General features: G+C 72.9%; 18 protein-coding genes. 15 read left to right on the forward strand and 3 right to left on the reverse strand.

The features are described from left to right. Positions 1-195: 195 nt before the first annotated feature. The 7 genes from ACT7CP_RS11005 to ACT7CP_RS11035 all read left to right on the forward strand — a co-directional run bounded on the left by ACT7CP_RS11005 (position 196) and on the right by ACT7CP_RS11035 (position 4,183). Positions 196-507 (forward strand): hypothetical protein, encoded by a 312-nt coding sequence (locus tag ACT7CP_RS11005; protein ID WP_445442240.1) that lies wholly within the window; start codon positions 196-198, stop codon positions 505-507. Between the two features lies 1 nt (position 508). Continuing rightward, positions 509-664 (forward strand): hypothetical protein, encoded by a 156-nt coding sequence (locus tag ACT7CP_RS11010; RefSeq protein ID WP_445442241.1) that lies wholly within the window; start codon positions 509-511, stop codon positions 662-664. Between the two features lie 99 nt (positions 665-763). Then, a complete protein-coding gene (locus ACT7CP_RS11015) occupies positions 764-1,039 on the forward strand; it encodes a hypothetical protein (RefSeq protein WP_413963477.1) in 276 nt (91 codons plus the stop codon). Between the two features lie 4 nt (positions 1,040-1,043). Continuing rightward, a complete protein-coding gene (locus ACT7CP_RS11020) occupies positions 1,044-1,337 on the forward strand; it encodes a hypothetical protein (RefSeq protein ID WP_445442242.1) in 294 nt (97 codons plus the stop codon). A 70-nt stretch (positions 1,338-1,407) separates the two neighbouring features. Next, positions 1,408-2,304: a glucose 1-dehydrogenase gene (locus ACT7CP_RS11025; RefSeq protein WP_445442243.1), complete on the forward strand. Its 897-nt coding sequence runs from the start codon at positions 1,408-1,410 to the stop codon at positions 2,302-2,304. A gap of 144 nt (positions 2,305-2,448) precedes the next feature. Then, a complete protein-coding gene (locus tag ACT7CP_RS11030; RefSeq protein WP_445442244.1) occupies positions 2,449-3,180 on the forward strand; it encodes a hypothetical protein in 732 nt (243 codons plus the stop codon). 121 nt (positions 3,181-3,301) lie between these two features. Next, the gene (locus tag ACT7CP_RS11035; protein ID WP_445442245.1) at positions 3,302-4,183 is read left to right on the forward strand and encodes a Rieske (2Fe-2S) protein; all 882 of its coding nucleotides are present in this window, start codon (positions 3,302-3,304) and stop codon (positions 4,181-4,183) included. Here ACT7CP_RS11035 and ACT7CP_RS11040 read toward each other — a convergent pair. From ACT7CP_RS11040 to ACT7CP_RS11050, 3 genes are read right to left on the reverse strand one after another with little or no spacing between them, the layout of a single operon-like run. After that, positions 4,180-5,379, reverse strand: a complete 1,200-nt coding sequence (locus ACT7CP_RS11040) for an MFS transporter (RefSeq protein ID WP_445442246.1) — start codon at positions 5,377-5,379, stop codon at positions 4,180-4,182. The genes ACT7CP_RS11035 and ACT7CP_RS11040 overlap by 4 nt on opposite strands. Positions 5,380-5,428: 49 nt before the next feature. Further along, the gene (locus ACT7CP_RS11045; RefSeq protein ID WP_445442247.1) at positions 5,429-6,889 is read right to left on the reverse strand and encodes an SPFH domain-containing protein; all 1,461 of its coding nucleotides are present in this window, start codon (positions 6,887-6,889) and stop codon (positions 5,429-5,431) included. A 31-nt stretch (positions 6,890-6,920) separates the two neighbouring features. Next, complete coding sequence (locus ACT7CP_RS11050) at positions 6,921-7,403, reverse strand: NfeD family protein (protein ID WP_445442248.1); 483 nt, start codon at positions 7,401-7,403, stop codon at positions 6,921-6,923. 183 nt (positions 7,404-7,586) lie between these two features. Here ACT7CP_RS11050 and ACT7CP_RS11055 point away from each other — a divergent pair, with 183 nt between their 5' ends. From ACT7CP_RS11055 to ACT7CP_RS11090, 8 genes are all read left to right on the forward strand, one after another. Further along, a complete protein-coding gene (locus ACT7CP_RS11055; RefSeq protein ID WP_307507327.1) occupies positions 7,587-7,847 on the forward strand; it encodes a zinc ribbon domain-containing protein in 261 nt (86 codons plus the stop codon). Positions 7,848-7,951: 104 nt separating this feature from the next. Beyond that, positions 7,952-9,304, forward strand: a complete 1,353-nt coding sequence (locus ACT7CP_RS11060) for an ABC transporter substrate-binding protein (protein WP_445442249.1) — start codon at positions 7,952-7,954, stop codon at positions 9,302-9,304. Then, positions 9,301-10,323 (forward strand): carbohydrate ABC transporter permease, encoded by a 1,023-nt coding sequence (locus ACT7CP_RS11065; RefSeq protein WP_445442250.1) that lies wholly within the window; start codon positions 9,301-9,303, stop codon positions 10,321-10,323. Before ACT7CP_RS11060 ends, ACT7CP_RS11065 begins: the two co-directional genes overlap by 4 nt. Further along, entirely contained in the window at positions 10,320-11,288 is a 969-nt protein-coding gene (locus ACT7CP_RS11070; protein ID WP_413963488.1) for a carbohydrate ABC transporter permease, read from the forward strand. The genes ACT7CP_RS11065 and ACT7CP_RS11070 overlap by 4 nt, the downstream gene beginning before the upstream one ends. A gap of 137 nt (positions 11,289-11,425) precedes the next feature. After that, positions 11,426-14,494 carry a glycoside hydrolase family 2 TIM barrel-domain containing protein gene (locus ACT7CP_RS11075; protein ID WP_445442251.1) on the forward strand — a complete coding sequence of 1,023 codons (3,069 nt, stop codon included), beginning with the start codon at positions 11,426-11,428 and terminating at the stop codon, positions 14,492-14,494. 110 nt (positions 14,495-14,604) lie between these two features. Beyond that, positions 14,605-15,891 (forward strand): D-arabinono-1,4-lactone oxidase, encoded by a 1,287-nt coding sequence (locus ACT7CP_RS11080; protein WP_445442252.1) that lies wholly within the window; start codon positions 14,605-14,607, stop codon positions 15,889-15,891. 112 nt (positions 15,892-16,003) lie between these two features. After that, positions 16,004-16,273: a mycoredoxin gene (locus ACT7CP_RS11085; protein WP_307507310.1), complete on the forward strand. Its 270-nt coding sequence runs from the start codon at positions 16,004-16,006 to the stop codon at positions 16,271-16,273. A gap of 3 nt (positions 16,274-16,276) precedes the next feature. Beyond that, positions 16,277-17,746, forward strand: coding sequence for a maltokinase N-terminal cap-like domain-containing protein (locus tag ACT7CP_RS11090; protein WP_445442253.1), 1,470 nt, complete (start codon positions 16,277-16,279; stop codon positions 17,744-17,746). Positions 17,747-17,836: the final 90 nt, after the last annotated feature.

The raw sequence follows: 17,836 nt of genomic DNA on the forward strand, positions 1-17,836 counted from the left end.
CGATGGGGAGCCGTGTCGGGTCACGAGCATCAGGATGAGTTAGGCAAGGCTCACCTAATATGGGGGCGCTCGGACGGGAACGCAACCCGCTCGGCGGCGACTCGCGGGGACCCTCCGCGAGGCGGTCCGGCGACCCCGATTCGGGGGCGCGAGCGCCGGCGTCGTCCCCCTCCCGCCGCTCGTAGGGTGGGGAGCATGAGCGACCGAGACGACCAGGCAGACGGCATCCGCACCGGGCGCGGCCCCGGCGATCCCGACGGGCTGGTGACCGTGGACGACGTGGTCACGGCCGACGACGCACCCGCGGGCACCGGCGACGCGGTCCGCGAACCCGACGGCACGACCTACGGGCACGCGGAGGAGGACACCCTCGAGGTCGAGGACGCGGATCCCGCCGACGCCGAGTACCCCGCCGTCCCCGACAACCGCGCCGTCACCGCCGCCGACTCGCGCATGAGCGCGCCGGCCGACGACGCCGCGGGCCACGTCGACCCCGAGGGCCGCTGACGTGACGGATCCCGGCGCGCGCGAGCCCGGCGCGACCCCGCTCGCCGAGCCCGCGCCCCTCGACGCGGACTCCGTCCTCTCCCTCGAGGAGGCCGAGGAGGAGGACAGCAGGAAGGCCGCGCCCGACCCGCTCGGCGAGGGCCCGGACGACCAGTAGCGCGACCCCGGGAGCGTGCCAGCGGCCTCCGCGGACCGTTCATGGGCGTTTCCCGGATGCCACCCCACGCCGCTGGAGGCCGAGCGTAGCGTCGGACGCATGGACACCGACTACCCGCACCTCGAGCCCTCCGACACGCTCCCGGACAGGGACTTCACCTCGCCCAGCGAGGACGACACCAAGGTGCTGCAGGAGCAGCAGATCTCCGACAGCGACGCCGTCTCCCCGGACGCCCCCGACGCCGAGGACGACGTGCAGGTGCTCCCCGGCTCCGGCGGACCCGACGACGTGGGCGAGATCGACGTCGACCCCGACGAGCTCAACCTCAGCGGCGACTCGATCCCCGGCCACCCCAAGCCCGAGGCCGGTGAGTGACCCGATGAGCGACGCCACCTCCACCACCCCCGGTGACGACTCGACCGGCGACGACACCGCGCTCGACATGGTCGGCATGGACAAGGAGACGGTCGTCAACGACGCCGTCGCCGGCGAGACCGTCCTCCCCGACACCGACGAGCCCGTCGAGGTGCTCGACGAGGACGACGCCGTCATGGCCGCGAACGCCGAGCCCGAGGCCGACTCCCTCGGCGTCGACGGCGAGGCCGAGCCCGCGCTCGCCCCCAACGACCTCGCCGGCCAGGACATCGACCTGGACGACACCCCGCCGAGCTGACGCCGGCACCCGCACCGCATCCGCACGCACGCACGCACGCACGCACGCAGACCCAGCACGAGGAGACCCCATGAGCCAGGACCAGTACACCTTCCAGGACCCCGCCGCGATGTACAGCGGCATCGACACGACCGCGCAGGAGCAGGACGGACCCGGCCTCGACGCCGACCTCGAGGAGACCGCGGACCGCGGCGAGAGGACCTACCGCGGATCCGGCCGCCTCGAGGGACGCAAGGCCCTCATCACGGGCGCCGACTCCGGCATCGGCGCGGCCGTCGCCATCGCCTACGCCCGCGAGGGCGCGGACATCGCCCTCTCCTACCTCCCCGAGGAGGAGGAGGACGCGAAGCAGGTCGTCGCCCTCATCGAGGAGGCCGGCCGGAAGGCCGTCACCATCCCCGGCGACATCTCCACGGCCGAGTTCAGCCGCGAGCTCGTCGCGAAGGCCGTCGAGGGCCTCGGCGGCCTCGACATCCTCGTGAACAACGCGGGCAAGCAGCAGAACTTCGACACCCTCGAGGAGATCTCGGACGAGGAGTTCGACGTCACCTTCAAGACCAACGTCTACGCGATGTTCTGGATCACGAAGGCCGCGCTCCCGCACCTCAAGCCCGGCTCGACGATCATCAACACGTCGTCCATCCAGGCGTACCAGCCGTCGCCGAACCTCATCCACTACGCGACCACGAAGGCGTCGATCAACGCGTTCTCGAAGGGCCTCGCGCAGCAGCTCGCGCCCAAGGGCATCCGCGTGAACGTCGTCGCGCCCGGCCCGGTGTGGACCCCGCTCCAGACCGCCGGCGGCCAGCCCGCCGAGGCGCTGCCGTCGTTCGGCGAGGACACCCCCCTCGGCCGCCCCGGTCAGCCCGCCGAGCTCGCCCCGGCCTTCGTGTTCCTCGCGTCGCCCGAGTCGAGCTACGTGATCGGCGAGACGCTGCACGTCAACGGCGGCATGCCGACGCCGTAGCGGACCGCGCCTCCCGGCGCCGCACGCCCCGCACCCCCGACGCCCGGGCCGACCGCACGGTCGGCCCGGGCGTCGTCGCGTCCGCCGCCGCCGTCTCCCCATCGCGGCCGGGACGACGGACGCGCACCGGAATAGGGTCGAGCGATGACCGACATCCCGGCCCGCGTCGGCGGGAACGTCCTCGCCGCCCTCATCCGCGCCGTGCGGCTGGTCCGCCGCCCCCGTCCGATCCACCCGGCCGGGGTCGCCCTCGCCGGCACGTTGACGCCCGTCGTCGGTCGCGCCGCCTCCGGGCTCGCGTGGCTCGACGGGCTCGACGCGCCGCTGGAGATCACCGCCCGCTTCTCGCGCGGAGCCGGGACCCCCGCCGCGCTCCCCGACGTGCTCGGGCTCGCGCTGCGGATCCCCGACGGCGGCGACACGACCGTCGACGTGCTCGTCTCGACAACGGGCATCGGGTTCCCCGGCCGCTTCCTGCTCCAGCCCAGGCGGTCCCTCTCCGGCGCCCGCATGACGACGCTGATGCCGTACCGCGGATCCACCGGGCCGGTGCTCCTCGGCGTGCTGGTGGACCGGGACCCGCCGCTGCCCGCCGGCGCCGAGGACCTCGGCCGCGCCCTCGCCACCCGGCCGCTCCGGCTGCGCCTCGTCCACGCGACGCCGCGCGGGCTCTGGCACGTGGCCGCGCGCATCGAGCTGACCCACGACGCCGCCGGCCCGCTCGACACCGCCACGCGCGTCGACCCGGTGCTCGCGGCGCCGCCCGGCGACACGACCTATCCCTGGGCGCGCCGCCTCCGCGCCCCCGCCTATCGGGACGCGCGGCACGGCGCACCCGTCTCCTCGCGGCACCCGGCGCGCGATCCCGATGCCTGATCCGGGGCCTCCCGGTTACGCGGCGCTGGTCATCGTGCGGCCCGGCCTTGTCGTCGCGCCGCGAGGGGCGTTGCCTGGGAGGAGCGCGTCGACGGCGGCGCCGATGAAGAACGGAGATCCCATGAGGGAGCTGAAGCTCGTCTCGGCCATCACGAAGATCGAGGACGCCGAGGTGCTCGACCCGATCGTCGCGAAGGTGCGCGGCACCGTGGTCGCCCTGCTCAAGCCGCGCGCGCTGGCCGACCTGCTGCACGGCGTGCCCTTCGGGCACCCGCTGCACCCCGTCGCCGTGCTGATCCCGTCGGGCGCGTGGATCTCCTCCGCGGTCCTCGACCTCCTGCCCGGCAACGAGAAGGCCAGCCAGGCGCTCGTGGGCGTCGGGATCCTCAGCGCCGCGCCGTCGATCGTCTCCGGCTACGCCGACTGGTCGCAGCTGCACGAGCAGCAGCTCCGGGTCGGCATCGTGCACTCCGCCGCCAACGCGCTCGCCACCGGCCTCTACGGGCTGTCATGGATCCAGCGCGCCCGCGGCAAGCAGACGAGCGGCAAGCTCCTGGGACTCGCGGGCCTCGGCCTCGTCTCCGCCGGCGGCTTCCTCGGCGGGCACCTCGCGTACCGCCAGGCCTCGGGCGCGAACCACGCCGAGGACGTCCCGCACCGCTTCCCCACCGGCTGGCAGGAGCTCGGCCAACTCGACGACCTGCCCGACGGCCGCCTCGCCAAGCGCGACGTCGCCGGCCTGCCGGTCCTCGTGCGCCGCCACGGCATGACGGTGGACGCCCTCAGCAACACGTGCAGCCACCTCTCCGCGCCGCTCGACGAGGGCGAGCTCGGGAAGGACCCGAAGACCGGCGAGGCCTGCGTCACCTGCCCGTGGCACCAGAGCGTCTTCAGCCTGAAGACGGGCGAGGTGATCCACGGCCCCGCGACCGCGCCGCAGCCGCGCTTCGAGACCCGCGTCACGGCCGGCCTCGTGGAGGTGCGGCTGCCCAACGCGGGCTAGTCCGCGAGCGCGTCGGATCCGCGGAGGCGGAGCACCGCCAGCAGCGCGCAGCCCGCGAACACGGCCGCGCCCGCGACCGTCGGCACCGCGATGCCGACGGTCGCGAGCGCGCCGCCGAGCGCCGAGCCGACCGCCAGGCCCAGCAGGCTGAGCACCCGGCCGGCGGCGCCCACGCGGCCGAGCAGCGGATCCGGGACCAGGCGCTGCCGGAGCGAGGTCGCGCAGATGCCCCACACCACCGCGTGCAGGATGTAGAGCGCGAGCAGGACCCCGGCGACGATCGGATCCCGGGTGACGGCCAGCCCCGCGAGGCTCGCGGCGCCGAGAGCGAGGGCGGCGACGATCGTCCACCGGGCGCCGAGGCGGGCGCGCAGGGGCGCGGCGATCGCGGATCCGGCCAGGCCGCCGAGCGCGGAGGCGGCGAGGAGCACGCCGTAGCCCGCGGCGTCGAGTCCCAGCCGGTCGCGCGCGAAGAGCACGAGCACCGAGAACGGCAGCATGTAGCCGACGCTCGCGAGGCCGCCGAGGAGCGCGAGCGCGCCGACCGCGCGGTGACCCGCCAGCCAGCGCACGCCCTCCGCGGCCTCGCGCACGACGGAGGCGCGCGGCGCAGGGACGGGGTCCACGGCCGGCAGCCGCCGCGGCAGCGCGAGGGCCACGGCACCGGCCGCGACCCAGAGCCCGCCCGTCGCGTACAGGGGCACGGCGGCGGCGAGCGCGAAGAGGATCCCGCCGAGCGGCGGCCCGACGAACTCGTCGGCCACGAGCTGCGTGCCGGTGATCCGCGCGTTGGCCCGGTCGAGCCGGTCGTACGGCACGAGCGACGGCAGCACGGCGACCGCGGCACCGTCGGCCGCGCTCTCGAGCACGCCGACCACGGCCATCACGGCGTAGAGGAGGACGAGCGAGGCGACGCCCGAGTGGATCGCCGCGGCCAGCGCCACGAGCGCCGCCCCACGGAGGAGGTTCGCGACCACCAGTAGCGTGCGCCGGTCGAGCCGGTCGACGTGGACGCCCACGGGCAGCGCGACCAGGAGCCGCACGAGCGCGTACGTCGTCGCGAGGCCCGCCACCGCGCGGGGGTCGTCGGTGAGGTCGGCCGCGACGAGCGGCACGGCCACGAAGACGAGCCCGTCCGCGAGGTTGGAGAGCGCGTTCGCGCCCCACAACGCCCGGAACGGGCTCGAGGATCTCACACCGGGCCCGTCGGGACGCCGCGCGTCCCGACGGGAACCGGCACCGGGATCAGATCCCGGCGCCCTCGGACGCGGCCGAGACGGGGCCCACGTCCGTGGCCGTCGCACCGGACGCGGATCCGCCCGCGGACGCCCCCGCGGCGGTCGAGCCGAGGAACGAGCTCAGCGCCGTGGCGACGTCGATGCCCGTGGTGTCCTTCAGCAGCTTCGGCAGCGTCGCCATGTTCTCGGCCACCGAGCGGTTGAGCGCGTTGGCGCCGTCCGCCGAGATGATCGTCATGTTGTCGACGTTCGCGAGCGGCGCCGCCATCTCGCGCGCGATCTCCGGCATGGACGCGATGATGCGCGCCTGCAGGGCCTCGCGGGACAGCTTGTTCTGCGCCTCGGCGAGCGCGGCGGCCGCCTGGGCCTCCGCCTGGCCGCGGGCCTGGATCGCGTCGGCGTTCGCCTTCCCGAGCGCGGTGATGGACGCGGCCTCGTTCACGGCCGCGGTCTTCGCCGCCTCGGCGTTCTGCGTGCGCTGGTAGACCTCCACGTCGACCTTCGCCTTCTCGGCGTCACGGGCGGCCTGCGCGTCCTGGACGGTCGCGTACTTGCGCGCCTCGGCGGGCAGCTCCACGTCGATGCGGAGGCGCTCCTTCGAGACCTCGGCCTGCGCGGCCACGGCGGTGCGCTCCTGGTCGGCGACCAGGCGGTCCTGCTCGGCCTTCGCGAGCTCGCCGGCCGCGAGCGCGGTGGCGTTGGCCCGGTCGGTGTCGGCCTTGATGGCCGCGCGGCGCAGGTCGAGCTCGAGCTGGCGCTCGGCGGTCTGCTGGTCGTTCTCGATCGCGGCGAGCGCGGAGATCCGCTTGTTCTCGGCCTCCGCGACCTCGGCCACCTGGCGGGCGCGGGCGGCGTTCGAGCGCGCCCGGTCGTCGAGGTAGGAGCTGCCGGGGGTCGTGATCTCGCGGACGTTGAGCGTCTCGATCTGGAGGCCGAGCTCCGCGAGGTCGTTCTTCGTCTGGTTCACGGCCTCCTGCGCCACGACGGAGAAGCTCTTCACGAGCTCGTCGACGGGCCGGTCGCCGATGAGGCCGCGGATCGCGCCCTCGAGCGACTGCCGCACGATCTCCGGCAGGGCGTCCTGCTGCAGCAGGTAGCGCTGGACGGCACGGCGCACGCCGTCCTCGGTGCCCGTCACCTTGAAGTTGACGGTCGCGACGACGGCGGTGTTGATGAAGTTCGCATCGCGCGCCTCGGCCGTGACGCTCGTCTGGTACTGCTCGAGGGAGAGCGTGAAGCCCTCCTGGAAGATCGGCCAGATGAAGGTCCGGCCGCCGATGATGACCTTCTGCGGGCTGGAGAACCCGGCGCCGCTCTCGCTCTTCTCGGCGTTGCGACCGACGATGACGAGCGCCTGGTTCGGCGGCACGCGGCGCACGCGCGACGCGATGAAGGCGACCAGCGCCACCAGGATGACGATGACGACGATGACGGCGATCGCGCTCGCGCCGCCGGATATGAGATCCACGGAAGGGTTCCTCTCGTTGGGACGGGTGGTGCTAGGCCGGATCCCCGGGCTGCGGTTCGACGCGCACCCGGAAGCCGTCCTCCGACACGACGCGGATGCGCGTGCCGATGTTGAGGGGCGCGTCGCTCACGGCGAGGCGCCGTTCGAGCTCGCGGACGTGCTCGAGCCGCACCTCGCCGCCGGTCGGCGAGGTGGGCGACGTGACGACGCCGACCATCCCGACGGGCGAGTACGAGCCGCCGCTCTCCTGCTTCGCGACGAAGCGGACGGCCAGCTGCACGACGACCAGCGCGACGAGCGCGAGGGCCACGCCGATCGCGACGGCGCCGCCGGACCCGATGCCGACCTGGTCGGCGAGCACGCCGCCGACGCCGTAGATGGCGAGGGCGGCGCCGAGCGCGACGCCCGAGACGAGGCCGTCGCCGCCGCCGACGGCGTCGAGGAGGTCGCCGAGCAGGATGCTGGAGAGGAGGAGCAGGAGGCCGACCGCCCCCACGATCACGAAGACGGTCACGCGGCGCCTCCCGGGCAGGCCGGGACTGCGCTGACGTGCGCGCCGTCGTGGTGCGGGGTCATGGGGGCCGATCTGCCGAGTGCCTGTCCTCTGAAGGTAGCGGCTGATCCATCCCGCGTCGCCTCCTCGTCCGGGGGCCGCCGGAACCCCTATGCTCCACGCCGGCGAGCGTAGGTTCGGGAGGTGATCCTCCTCTTCGGCACGCGTGCGCGCGACGCCCTCCTCGTCGTCGTCACGTTCGCCTGCCTCGTGTGCGGGGTGACCGCCCCGCAGCGCGTGCTCCACCGCACCGTCCGCTTCACGCTCTTCTTCGTCCCGCTCATCCCGCTCCGCTCCACCTACCGGGTCGAGTGCTCGAACTGCGGCGCCGAGACGCGCCTCACCAAGGACCAGGCGATGCACGGCCTCGAGTGGGCCGTGCGGAACCGGGGCGCGCGCCCCTGATCCGGTGATCCCGACCAGAGGTTGGGATAAGTTTCGCTCCCCGCCTAGAGTGGAGCCGGCGCCATGCGCCGACTGCCATCAACGACGACGGGAGGGATGCGACGATGCATTCGATCAGCAGGAGACAGGCGCTGGGGGTGGGGGCCGCCGCGGCGGGGACGCTGGCCCTCGCGTCCTGCTCGGCACCGGGCGGGAGGCTGGTCAACTCCGATCCGGTCCTCCCCGCCGCCGCACCGGGCGAGAAGGTCACGCTCACGTACTGGGCGTGGCTGAAGGACCTGCAGAAGGTCGCGGACGTCTGGAACGCCGAGAACCCCGACATCCAGGTCGAGGCCGTCTGGATCCCCGGCGGCAACGCCGGCGGCTACCAGAAGATGTACTCCGCGATCACGGCGGGCGGCGGCCCCGACATCGGCCAGGTCGAGCTGCGGCAGCTGCCCGAGTTCCTCCTCGCCAACGGCCTCGTCGACCTCACGCGCTACGGCGTCGAGGAGTACCGCGACCGCTACGACGAGGCGCTGTGGAAGCAGGTGAGCTTCCAGGACGGGGTCTTCGGGATCCCGCAGGACTCCGGCCCCATGGCCTTCTACTACCAGCCGGCGCTCCTCGACCAGGTGGGCGGGCAGCCGCCCGCGACCTGGGACGACTGGGCCGCCCTCAGCGCCGAGGTGCGGAAGACCGGTGCCGGCAACTACCTCGACTGCTTCCCCGTCGCCGACGCCAGCGTCTTCACCGCGTACGCCACGCAGGCCGGCGCGAACTGGTTCCAGGTCGACGGCGAGCGCTGGGTGATCGACATGCTCGACGACCGCACGATGGAGGTCGCCGCGTTCTTCGACAAGGCCGTCGACGACGACATCGTGAACACCTCCTTCAGCGCCTACTCGCCGCCCTGGTACGCGGCGGCCGCCGACGCGAAGATCTTCGGCTGCACGAGCGCGAGCTGGGGTGACGCCCTCATCCAGTCCGTCTCCGGCGGCGAGGGCAAGTGGCGCGTCGCACCCATGCAGACGTGGTCCTTCGACGGGTCGTACGGGTCCAGCTACCTCGGCGGATCCACGGCAGCCGTGCTCGCGAACAGCAAGCACCCCGTGGAGGCGCTGAAGTTCATGACCTGGATGACGACGTCGCCCGAGGGCATCGACGCGATGATCGCCAACTCCGGCATCGGCTGGTCCCCCTCGCCCGACTACATCGGCGCGCCGCGCCAGGAGCCGAGCGCGTTCTTCAGCGGCCAGTCCTACAACGAGGAGGTCTTCGTGCCCGCCGCGAAGGAGCAGAACCTCGAGTGGACGTGGTCGCCGCTCACGCAGTACACGCTCAACACGCTGCAGGACGAGTTCCGCCGCAAGCTCACGAGCGGCCAGACCCTCGTGGAGTCCCTGCCGATCGCGCAGGAGGCCGTGATCGAGGCCTTCCGCAACAAGGGCCTGCGCGTCGAGGCGGCGTCCGCATGAGCGCCGTCACGAAGCCCGCGGGCGCGCACCGCGGCGGCGCCGCTCCCCGTCCGGCCCGGACCGAGCGCTCCGGCGTCCGGAAGGGACAGCTGAAGAGGTCGCAGACCGTCGCGCCGTGGGTGCTGCTCGCGCCGTTCCTCGCGGTGTTCGTGCTGACCTTCGTGCTGCCGATCGTGTACGCCGTGTTCCAGTCGTTCACGACCGTGCGGCGGGAGGGCCTGTTCGGCGAGCAGGGCGTGACCACCGCGTTCGCCGGGTTCGAGAACTACGCGCTCGCGCTCGCGAACGGCGCCTTCACGGCGTCCATCGGCCGGGTGCTGCTGTTCGGCATCGTGCAGGTGCCGGTGATGATCATCCTCTGCACGATCCTCGCGCTGCTGCTCGAGTCGGCGTCGGCGAAGTGGCCCCAGTTCTTCCGGGCCGCGTACTTCATGCCGTACGGCGTGCCGGGCGTCATCGCGACGATCCTCTGGGGCTTCCTCTACATCCCGGGGCTGTCGCCGATCATCGACATCGGCGAGATGCTCGGGCTCCAGCTCGACTTCCTCGGCGCCGGCACCGTGCTCTGGTCCATCGCGAACATCGTGACCTGGACCTACACGGGCTACAACATGCTCATCATCATCGCCCAGCTCAAGTCGATCCCCGGCGACGTCTACGAGGCCGCGCGCATCGACGGCGCCGGCGCGTGGCGGACGGCCCGGTCGATCCAGCTGCCGCTGATCCGCCCGGCGCTCGTGCTCGCGACCGTCTTCTCGATCATCGGGACGCTGCAGCTGTTCGCGGAGCCGCAGGTGCTCGCCACCTCCGCCCCCGCGATCGACTCGCAGTACACGCCGAACCTCTCGGCGTACACCACGGCGTTCGCGTACAACGACTACGGCGTCGCCGCGGCGCAGGCGGTCATCATCGCCCTCGCCGCGTTCGTGCTGTCGTTCGTGTTCCTCGCGATCACCAACAGGAAGCCCAAGGAGGAGCGGGAAGCTGCCGCCGCCAGGAAGAAGGGGGCGCGCGCATGACCGCCACAGAGGCCAGACCGACCACGGACGAGTCCGCCGCCGACAAGGCGGAGCACAAGCGCGCCGCAGAGGCCGCCGAGGCGAAGGTGAGCCGGCCGTCGAGGGCCGGGAGCACGCCGGGAGCGGGCACGAAGCCGGCGACCCGGATCATCGTCACGGCGATCCTCGCGGTCGTCGCGCTGTACTTCCTCGTCCCCGTCTACTACGTCGTGGTCGCGGCCACGAAGACGACCGCCGACCTGTTCAGCACCAACGGGTTCCTGTTCGCGCAGATGAACCTCTGGCAGAACCTCACGATGGTGTTCACCTACGACGACGGCATCTTCGTGCGCTGGTTCCTGAACTCGGTGCTCTACGCCGGGGTCGGCGCGCTCATCGCGACGTACTTCGCGGCCGCCGGCGGGTACGCGCTCGCGAAGTACCGCTTCCGGGGATCGAACATCGTGTTCGGCACCATCCTCGGCGGCGTGCTCGTGCCCGGCACGGCGACCGCGCTGCCGCTGTTCCTGCTGTTCAGCAGCATGGGGCTCGCGAACACGTACTGGTCGGTGCTCATCCCGTCGCTCGTCTCGCCGTTCGGCCTGTTCCTCTGCCGGATCTACGCGCAGGCGTCGGTGGAGGACGCGGTGATCGAGTCGGGCCGGATCGACGGGGCGAGCGAGCTGCGGATCTTCCACACGCTCGCGCTCCGCTCCATGACGCCCGCGCTCGTGACGGTGTTCCTCTTCCAGCTCGTCGGCATCTGGAACAACTACTTCCTGCCGCTGATCATGCTGGCCGACTCGAAGCTGTACCCGATCACGCTCGGCCTCAACAACTGGCGGAGCCAGGTCGACCGGCTGCCGGAGTTCTACCAGCTGACCACGGGCGGCGTGCTCGTCTCGATCATCCCGCTCATCGCGGCGATGATCGTGCTGCAGCGGTTCTGGCGCGGGGGCCTCACCGACGGCGCGGTGAAGGGCTGACCCGGGCGCTCCGCGATGACCCGGACGGCCGGGCAGGGCGACCTGCCCGGCCATCCGCGCATTCGGCGCGCCGCCCCCCGACCCACGATGATGGATGCGCGGCACGTCGCCGCCCCCGCCCACGCGCAAGGAAGCCCATGACGCACGCCCTCCCCTTCTTCGAGGACTTCGCCCCCACGACGGGCCCGGCCCGCCGCCCCCGTTCCTGCCTGCACTCGGATGCCCCGCGCATCGTGCTGAACGGCGACTGGCGTTTCCGCCTCTCCCCTACGCCCCGCGGCCTCTCCGACGAGATGGCCGACCCGGCGTTCGACGACTCCGGCTGGGACGAGATCCCCGTGCCGAGCCACTGGGTGCTCGGCCAGGACGGCCGCTTCGGCCTCCCCGCCTACACGAACGTGCAGTACCCGTTCCCCGTGGAGCCGCCCTTCGTGCCCGACGAGAACCCGACGGGCGACTACCGCGTCGAGATCGACGTGCCCACCGACTGGCAGTCGCTCGAGCGCGTCGTCCTCCGCTTCGAGGGCGTCGAGTCGGCGTTCCGGGTGTGGCTGAACGGGCACGCGGTCGGCACCGCGATGGGATCCCGCCTCTCGCACGAGTTCGACGTCACCGAGTTCCTCCACCCCGGCGCCAACGTGCTCGCGGTGCGCGTGCACCAGTGGTCGATCGGCAGCTACCTCGAGGACCAGGACCAGTGGTGGATGCCCGGCATCTTCCGCGACGTCACGCTCCTCGGCCGCCCCGAGGGCGGCATCGACGACGCGTGGACCCGCGCCGAGTACGACCACGTGACGGGCGCGGGCACCGTGCACGTCGAGGTCGACGCCGAGCCCGCCGCGTTCCCCGTCACGCTCGAGGTCGAGGACCTCGGGATCCACGTCACGTGGGACACCCCCGAGGACGTCGCGCCCGTGCACGTCGCGCACGTCGAGCCGTGGAGCGCCGAGAGCCCCACGCAGTACCAGGGCTTCCTCCGCACCAACGTCGAGGCGCTCTCCATCCGCCTCGGCTTCCGCACCGTGCGCATCGAGGGCGACCGGTTCCTCGTCAACGGCCGCCGCGTCGTCTTCCACGGCGTCAACCGGCACGAGGCCCACCCGGAGCGCGGCCGCGTATTCGACGAGGACCACGCGCGCGCCGACATGCTGCTGATGAAGCAGCACAACGTCAACGCGATCCGCACGAGCCACTACCCGCCGCACCCCCGCGTCCTCGACCTCGCCGACGAGCTCGGCTTCTGGGTCATCGACGAGTGCGACCTCGAGACCCACGGCTTCGAGTTCGGCGGCTGGGTCGGCAACCCCAGCGACGACCCGCGCTTCGCCGACCACTACCTCGACCGCATCGAGCGCACCGTCGAGCGCGACAAGAACCACCCCTCGATCGTCATGTGGTCGCTCGGCAACGAGGCGGGCACCGGCCGCAACCTCGCCGCCATGTCGGCCTGGGTCCACCGCCGCGACCCGGGACGCCCCGTGCACTACGAGGGCGACTACACGGGCGAGTACACGGACGTCTACTCGCGCATGTACTCGAACCTGCAGGAGACCGAGTCCATCGGCAGCGACGTGATCCCGGGCGACCTGCTCGGCTGCTCGCCCGCGGAGGGCATGCGCCAGCGCACCAAGCCCTTCATCCTCTGCGAGTACGTGCACGCGATGGGCAACGGCCCCGGCCAGATCGGCGAGTACGAGGACCTCGTGCTCCGCTACCCGCGCCTGCACGGCGGCTTCGTGTGGGAGTGGCGCGACCACGGGATCCTCACCGAGACCGCGGACGGCGAGGCCTTCTACGCGTACGGCGGCGACTTCGGCGAGGTCGTGCACGACGGCAACTTCGTGATGGACGGCATGGTCCTGCCCGACGACACCCCCACGCCCGGCCTCGCCGAGTACAAGGCCGTCGTGCAGCCGATCGCGTTCCGGCTCGAGCGCGACGGCGGATCCGCGTCCCTCGTCGTGGAGAGCCGCTACCACTCCGTCTCCACCGCGCTCACGAGCCTCGCCTGGGTGCTCGCGGTCGACGGCGACGACATCGCGACGGGCGTCCTCGACGCCGAGCCCGTCGCGGCCGGCGACACCGTGCGGATCCCGCTGCCCGCCGACGCGCTCGACGCGGGCGAGCTCGCGGCCGACCGCGAGCGCGGCCCCGCGCCCGAGGTGTGGCTCACGGTGCAGGCGATCCTCCGCGACGACGAGCCGTGGGCCGAGGCGGGCCACGTGGTCGCTGTCGAGCAGTTCGACCTCACGGCCGCGCCCCGCCCGGCGGTGCCCGCGCGCTGGGTCGACGCCGCCGAGGAGACGTACCCGGCCGCCGGCGCCACGCGCCTCACCCTGGGCGACGGCGAGTTCGACCTCGCGACCGGCCGGCTCGTCCGCCTCGGCGGCCTCGACGTCGACGGCCCGCGCCTCGAGCTGTGGCGCGCGCCCACCGACAACGACCGCAGCGACAGCAGCGGCTCCTACGAGCTGGCCGACCCGCGCCTCACCTTCGGCAAAGGCGTGCCCGGGCCGTCGAGCGAGGCGCGATGGCGCGGGGCGGGCCTCGACCGGCTGACCCACCGGGTCCGCTCGGTGAAGGTCGGCTCCGGCTCGCTCACGGTCGTCGTGCGCACGAGCGCCGCGCAGTCCTTCGACTCGGTCGACACGACGTACTGCTGGACCGAGGGCGCCGACGGCGACCTGGGCCTCCGCGTCGACATCGTGCCGAGCGCCGGGTGGGCGATCACCTGGCCGCGCGTCGGGATCCGCATCGACCTGCCCGCGAGCGTCACGAACGCCGAGTGGTTCGGCACCGGGCCGCTCGAGTCGTACCCGGACTCGCGCAGGGCCGCGCTCGTCGGCCGGTTCTCGTCGCTCGTGGACGACCTGGGCGCCGTGTACTCGCGACCCCAGGAAACCGGCCACCGCAGCGACCTGCGGGAGCTCGAGCTCGGCACGTTCGACGGCGAGGGCGGCATCGTGATCCAGGCGCTGCCCGACATCGCGGGCCGCCGCCCCGGCTTCACGGCCTCGCGCCACACGCCGCAGGAGCTCGACCGCGCGGCGCACCCGCACGAGCTGCCGGCCAGCGAGGCGGTGCACCTCTACATCGACGCCGCGCAGCACGGGCTGGGCTCGCGCGCGTGCGGGCTCGACGTGCTGCCCGAGCACCAGCTGTGGCCGTCGGCCCGGACGCTGGAGCTCACCATCCGCAGCCGCTGACCGCGGAGCACGTGACGGGCCGCCCCTCCGGCGGCCCGTCGCTCGCCCTCCGGCCGGAGGGCGGGCAAGCTGGAGACGACGGCGTCCGATGGCGGGCGCGAGGAGGACGCATGACCGACACCATCGAGCAGGGCACCGCGGGCACCAACTGGGCCGGCAACTACGCCTACCGGGCACGGACCGTGCACGCACCGACGAGCATCGAGGAGCTGCGGACCATCGTCCGCGACGCGTCGAGGATCCGGGTGCTGGGATCCCGCCACTCGTTCAACGACATCGCCGACTCCGAGGAGCTGGTCTCGCTCACCGAGCTGCCGGCCGACCTGGTGATCGACCGCGACGCCAGCACGGCCACGTTCTCCGCGGGCCTCGCCTACGGGAAGCTCGCGGAGCTCCTCGGCGAGGAGGGCCTCGCGATCCACAACCTCGCGTCGCTGCCGCACATCTCGGTGGCGGGCGCGATCGCGACGGCGACCCACGGATCCGGCATCGGCAACGGCAACCTCGGCACGGCCGTCGCGGCCCTCGAGCTGATCACGGCCGACGGCGAGACCGTCACCTACCGCCGCGGGGACGACGACTTCGACGGCGTCGTGGTGGGCCTCGGCGCGCTCGGCGTGGTCACGCGCGTGACCCTCGACGTCGAGCCCTCCTACCTCGTGCGTCAACGCGTCTTCGAGGGCCTCAGCTGGGACGCGTTCGACCGGAACCTCGAGGACGTCTTCGGCGGCGCCTACAGCGTCAGCGTCTTCACGCGCTTCGGCGAGGCCACCGACCAGGTGTGGCTGAAGAGCCGCGTGCAGCTGGGCGTCGACGGCCAGCCCGAGGACGAGGTCGTCATGGAGGAGTACTTCGGGGCGCCCGCCGCCACCGAGGAGCGGCACCCGATCCTGGGCATCGATCCGGTGAACAGCACCTCCCAGCTCGGGGTCGTCGGCCTCTGGTCCGACCGCCTCTCGCACTTCAAGATGGGCTTCACGCCGAGCGACGGCGAGGAGATCCAGTCGGAGTTCCACGTCCCGCTCGACCGCGCGGTCGAGGCGGTGCAGGCGCTCCGCGCGATGGGCGACCGGATCCGCCCGATCCTCCTCGTCTGCGAGCTGCGCGCCGTCGCCGCCGACGAGCTGTGGCTGAGCCCGCAGAACGGGCAGACCACGATCGGCCTGCACTTCACGTGGAAGCGCGAGCAGGAGGCCGTGGAGGCGCTGCTCGTCGAGCTCGAGGCGGCGATCCGCCCGTTCGGCGCGCGTCCGCACTGGGGCAAGGTCTTCACCGCCACGGCGGCCGACATCGTGCCGCTCTACCCGCGCGCGGGCGACTTCCTCGCCCTCGCCGAGCGCCTGGACCCCGCGGGCAAGTTCCGCAACGACTGGTTCGAGCGCTCGCTCCGCGGCTGATCCGCATCCGCCGCTGACCGGCACCGCACCCGCGATCCCGACGCGCCGAGGCTTCTCCCTCGGCCGCGGGAATCGCGGGTCGGCGTCGCGCTCGGCGCGTAGGGTGAGCACCATGGCGCCCGAGACCTCCTCCTACGTGCCCGCCCCCGGGCGGATCACGATGTTCTCCACCACCTGGTGCGGCTACTGCCGCCGGCTGAAGTCGCAGCTCGATCGAGCGGGCATCGGCTACGACGAGGTGGACATCGAGCAGGTGCCCGGCACCGCGGAGCTGGTGGCGGCCATCAACGGCGGCAACCAGACCGTCCCCACCGTCCTCTTCCCCGACGGCTCGTCCGCCACCAACCCGTCGCTCGCCGACGTGACCGCGAAGGTGGCCTGAGCCATGCAGCACCACGACCTCAGCGTCATCCCCGAGTTCCTCGCCGCCTGGATGCGCGAGCAGCGCTGGTTCGCCTCGAAGGGCACCGAGCCCCGCCTCGAGCGCATCGGCGGCTGGAGCTTCAGCGACGAGGGCTGGTTCGCCCGCATCGAGACGCACCTGATCATCGACCACGGCAGCGCGAAGCCCGTCCTGTACCAGGTCCCGCTCACCTACCGGCAGGCGCCGCTGGAGGAGCTGAAGCCCTTCCACATCGGCAGCGTCGTCGAGGACGACGGCGTCGAGCTGCACGTCTACGACGGCCCGCACGACCCCGCGTACGCGTGGGCGCTCATCCGCACGATCCTCGACGAGCGCGACGCCGACGTCGACGAGACCTCGCTCGGCGCGACCGCCCGCGGCCAGCGCCAGCCGGGCGTGGAGATCGCGACCGTCGTCGGATCCCACGTGCTCTCGGGCGAGCAGTCGAACACGTCGATCATCTACGACATGGTCTCGGCCGACGGCACGGCCGCGAACTCCATGATCGTCAAGGTCTTCCGCGCGCTGCACCACGGCGAGAACCCCGACGTCGTGCTCCAGTCCGCCATCGCGGGCGCCGGATCCCGGCTCGTGCCGCAGACCATGGGCAGCGTGCTCGCCGAGTGGAGCGACTCCGGCCGCGAGGAGGGGCACGCCATCGGGCACGTCGCCTTCGCGCAGGAGTTCCTGCCCGGCGTCACCGACGCCTGGCGCGTCGCGCTCCGCGCCGCCGAGGCCGACGAGGACTTCCAGGCGCAGGCCCGGGCGCTCGGCGAGGCGACCGCCGACGTCCACGCCACGCTCGCCGCCGCGCTCCCCACCGTCGAGGCGACCCCCGAGGTCATCGAGGGCATCATGGTCAGCTTCCGCCGCCGTCACGCGACGGCCGAGCGCGAGGTGCCGGAGATCGCCGCGTTCCACGACGCCATCTCCAGCGTCTACGACGCAGCCGAGCACGGCGAGTGGCCCAAGCTGCAGCGCATCCACGGCGACTACCACCTCGGCCAGGTGCTCTCCGTGCCGAACCGCGGCTGGGTCCTCCTCGACTTCGAGGGCGAGCCGCTCCGCCCGATGCACGAGCGCTCGCTGCCCGACGTCACCCTGCGCGACGTCGCCGGCATGCTCCGCTCGTTCGACTACGTCGCCGGGTCCTACGCGCTCGCGCACCCCGGCAAGTCCGCCGCGTCATGGGCGTCGGATGCGCGCCGCGCCTTCGTCGACGGCTACATCGCCCGCTCCGGCACCGACCTCCGCGCGAACCGGGCCCTGCTCGACGCGTTCGAGATCGACAAGGCCGTGTACGAGGCGATCTACGAGGTCCGCAACCGTCCGGGCTGGCTGTCGATCCCGCTGCAGGCCGTCGCGCGCCTCGCCACCCGCTCGAGCACCATCGGTCGGGAGACCACGCCCGGCGCGACGGGTCCGCGCGAGGCGGGGCCGATCTCCTCCTGACGCCACCCCGCCCTCCCTGGGGGCGGTCTCCGCGCGCGACGCGGCCGCGCACCTACCGTGACGGGACGCGCCGTCCCGCACCGGGGCGTC

The sequence above is a fragment of the Clavibacter rahimiani genome, assembly GCF_052654495.1.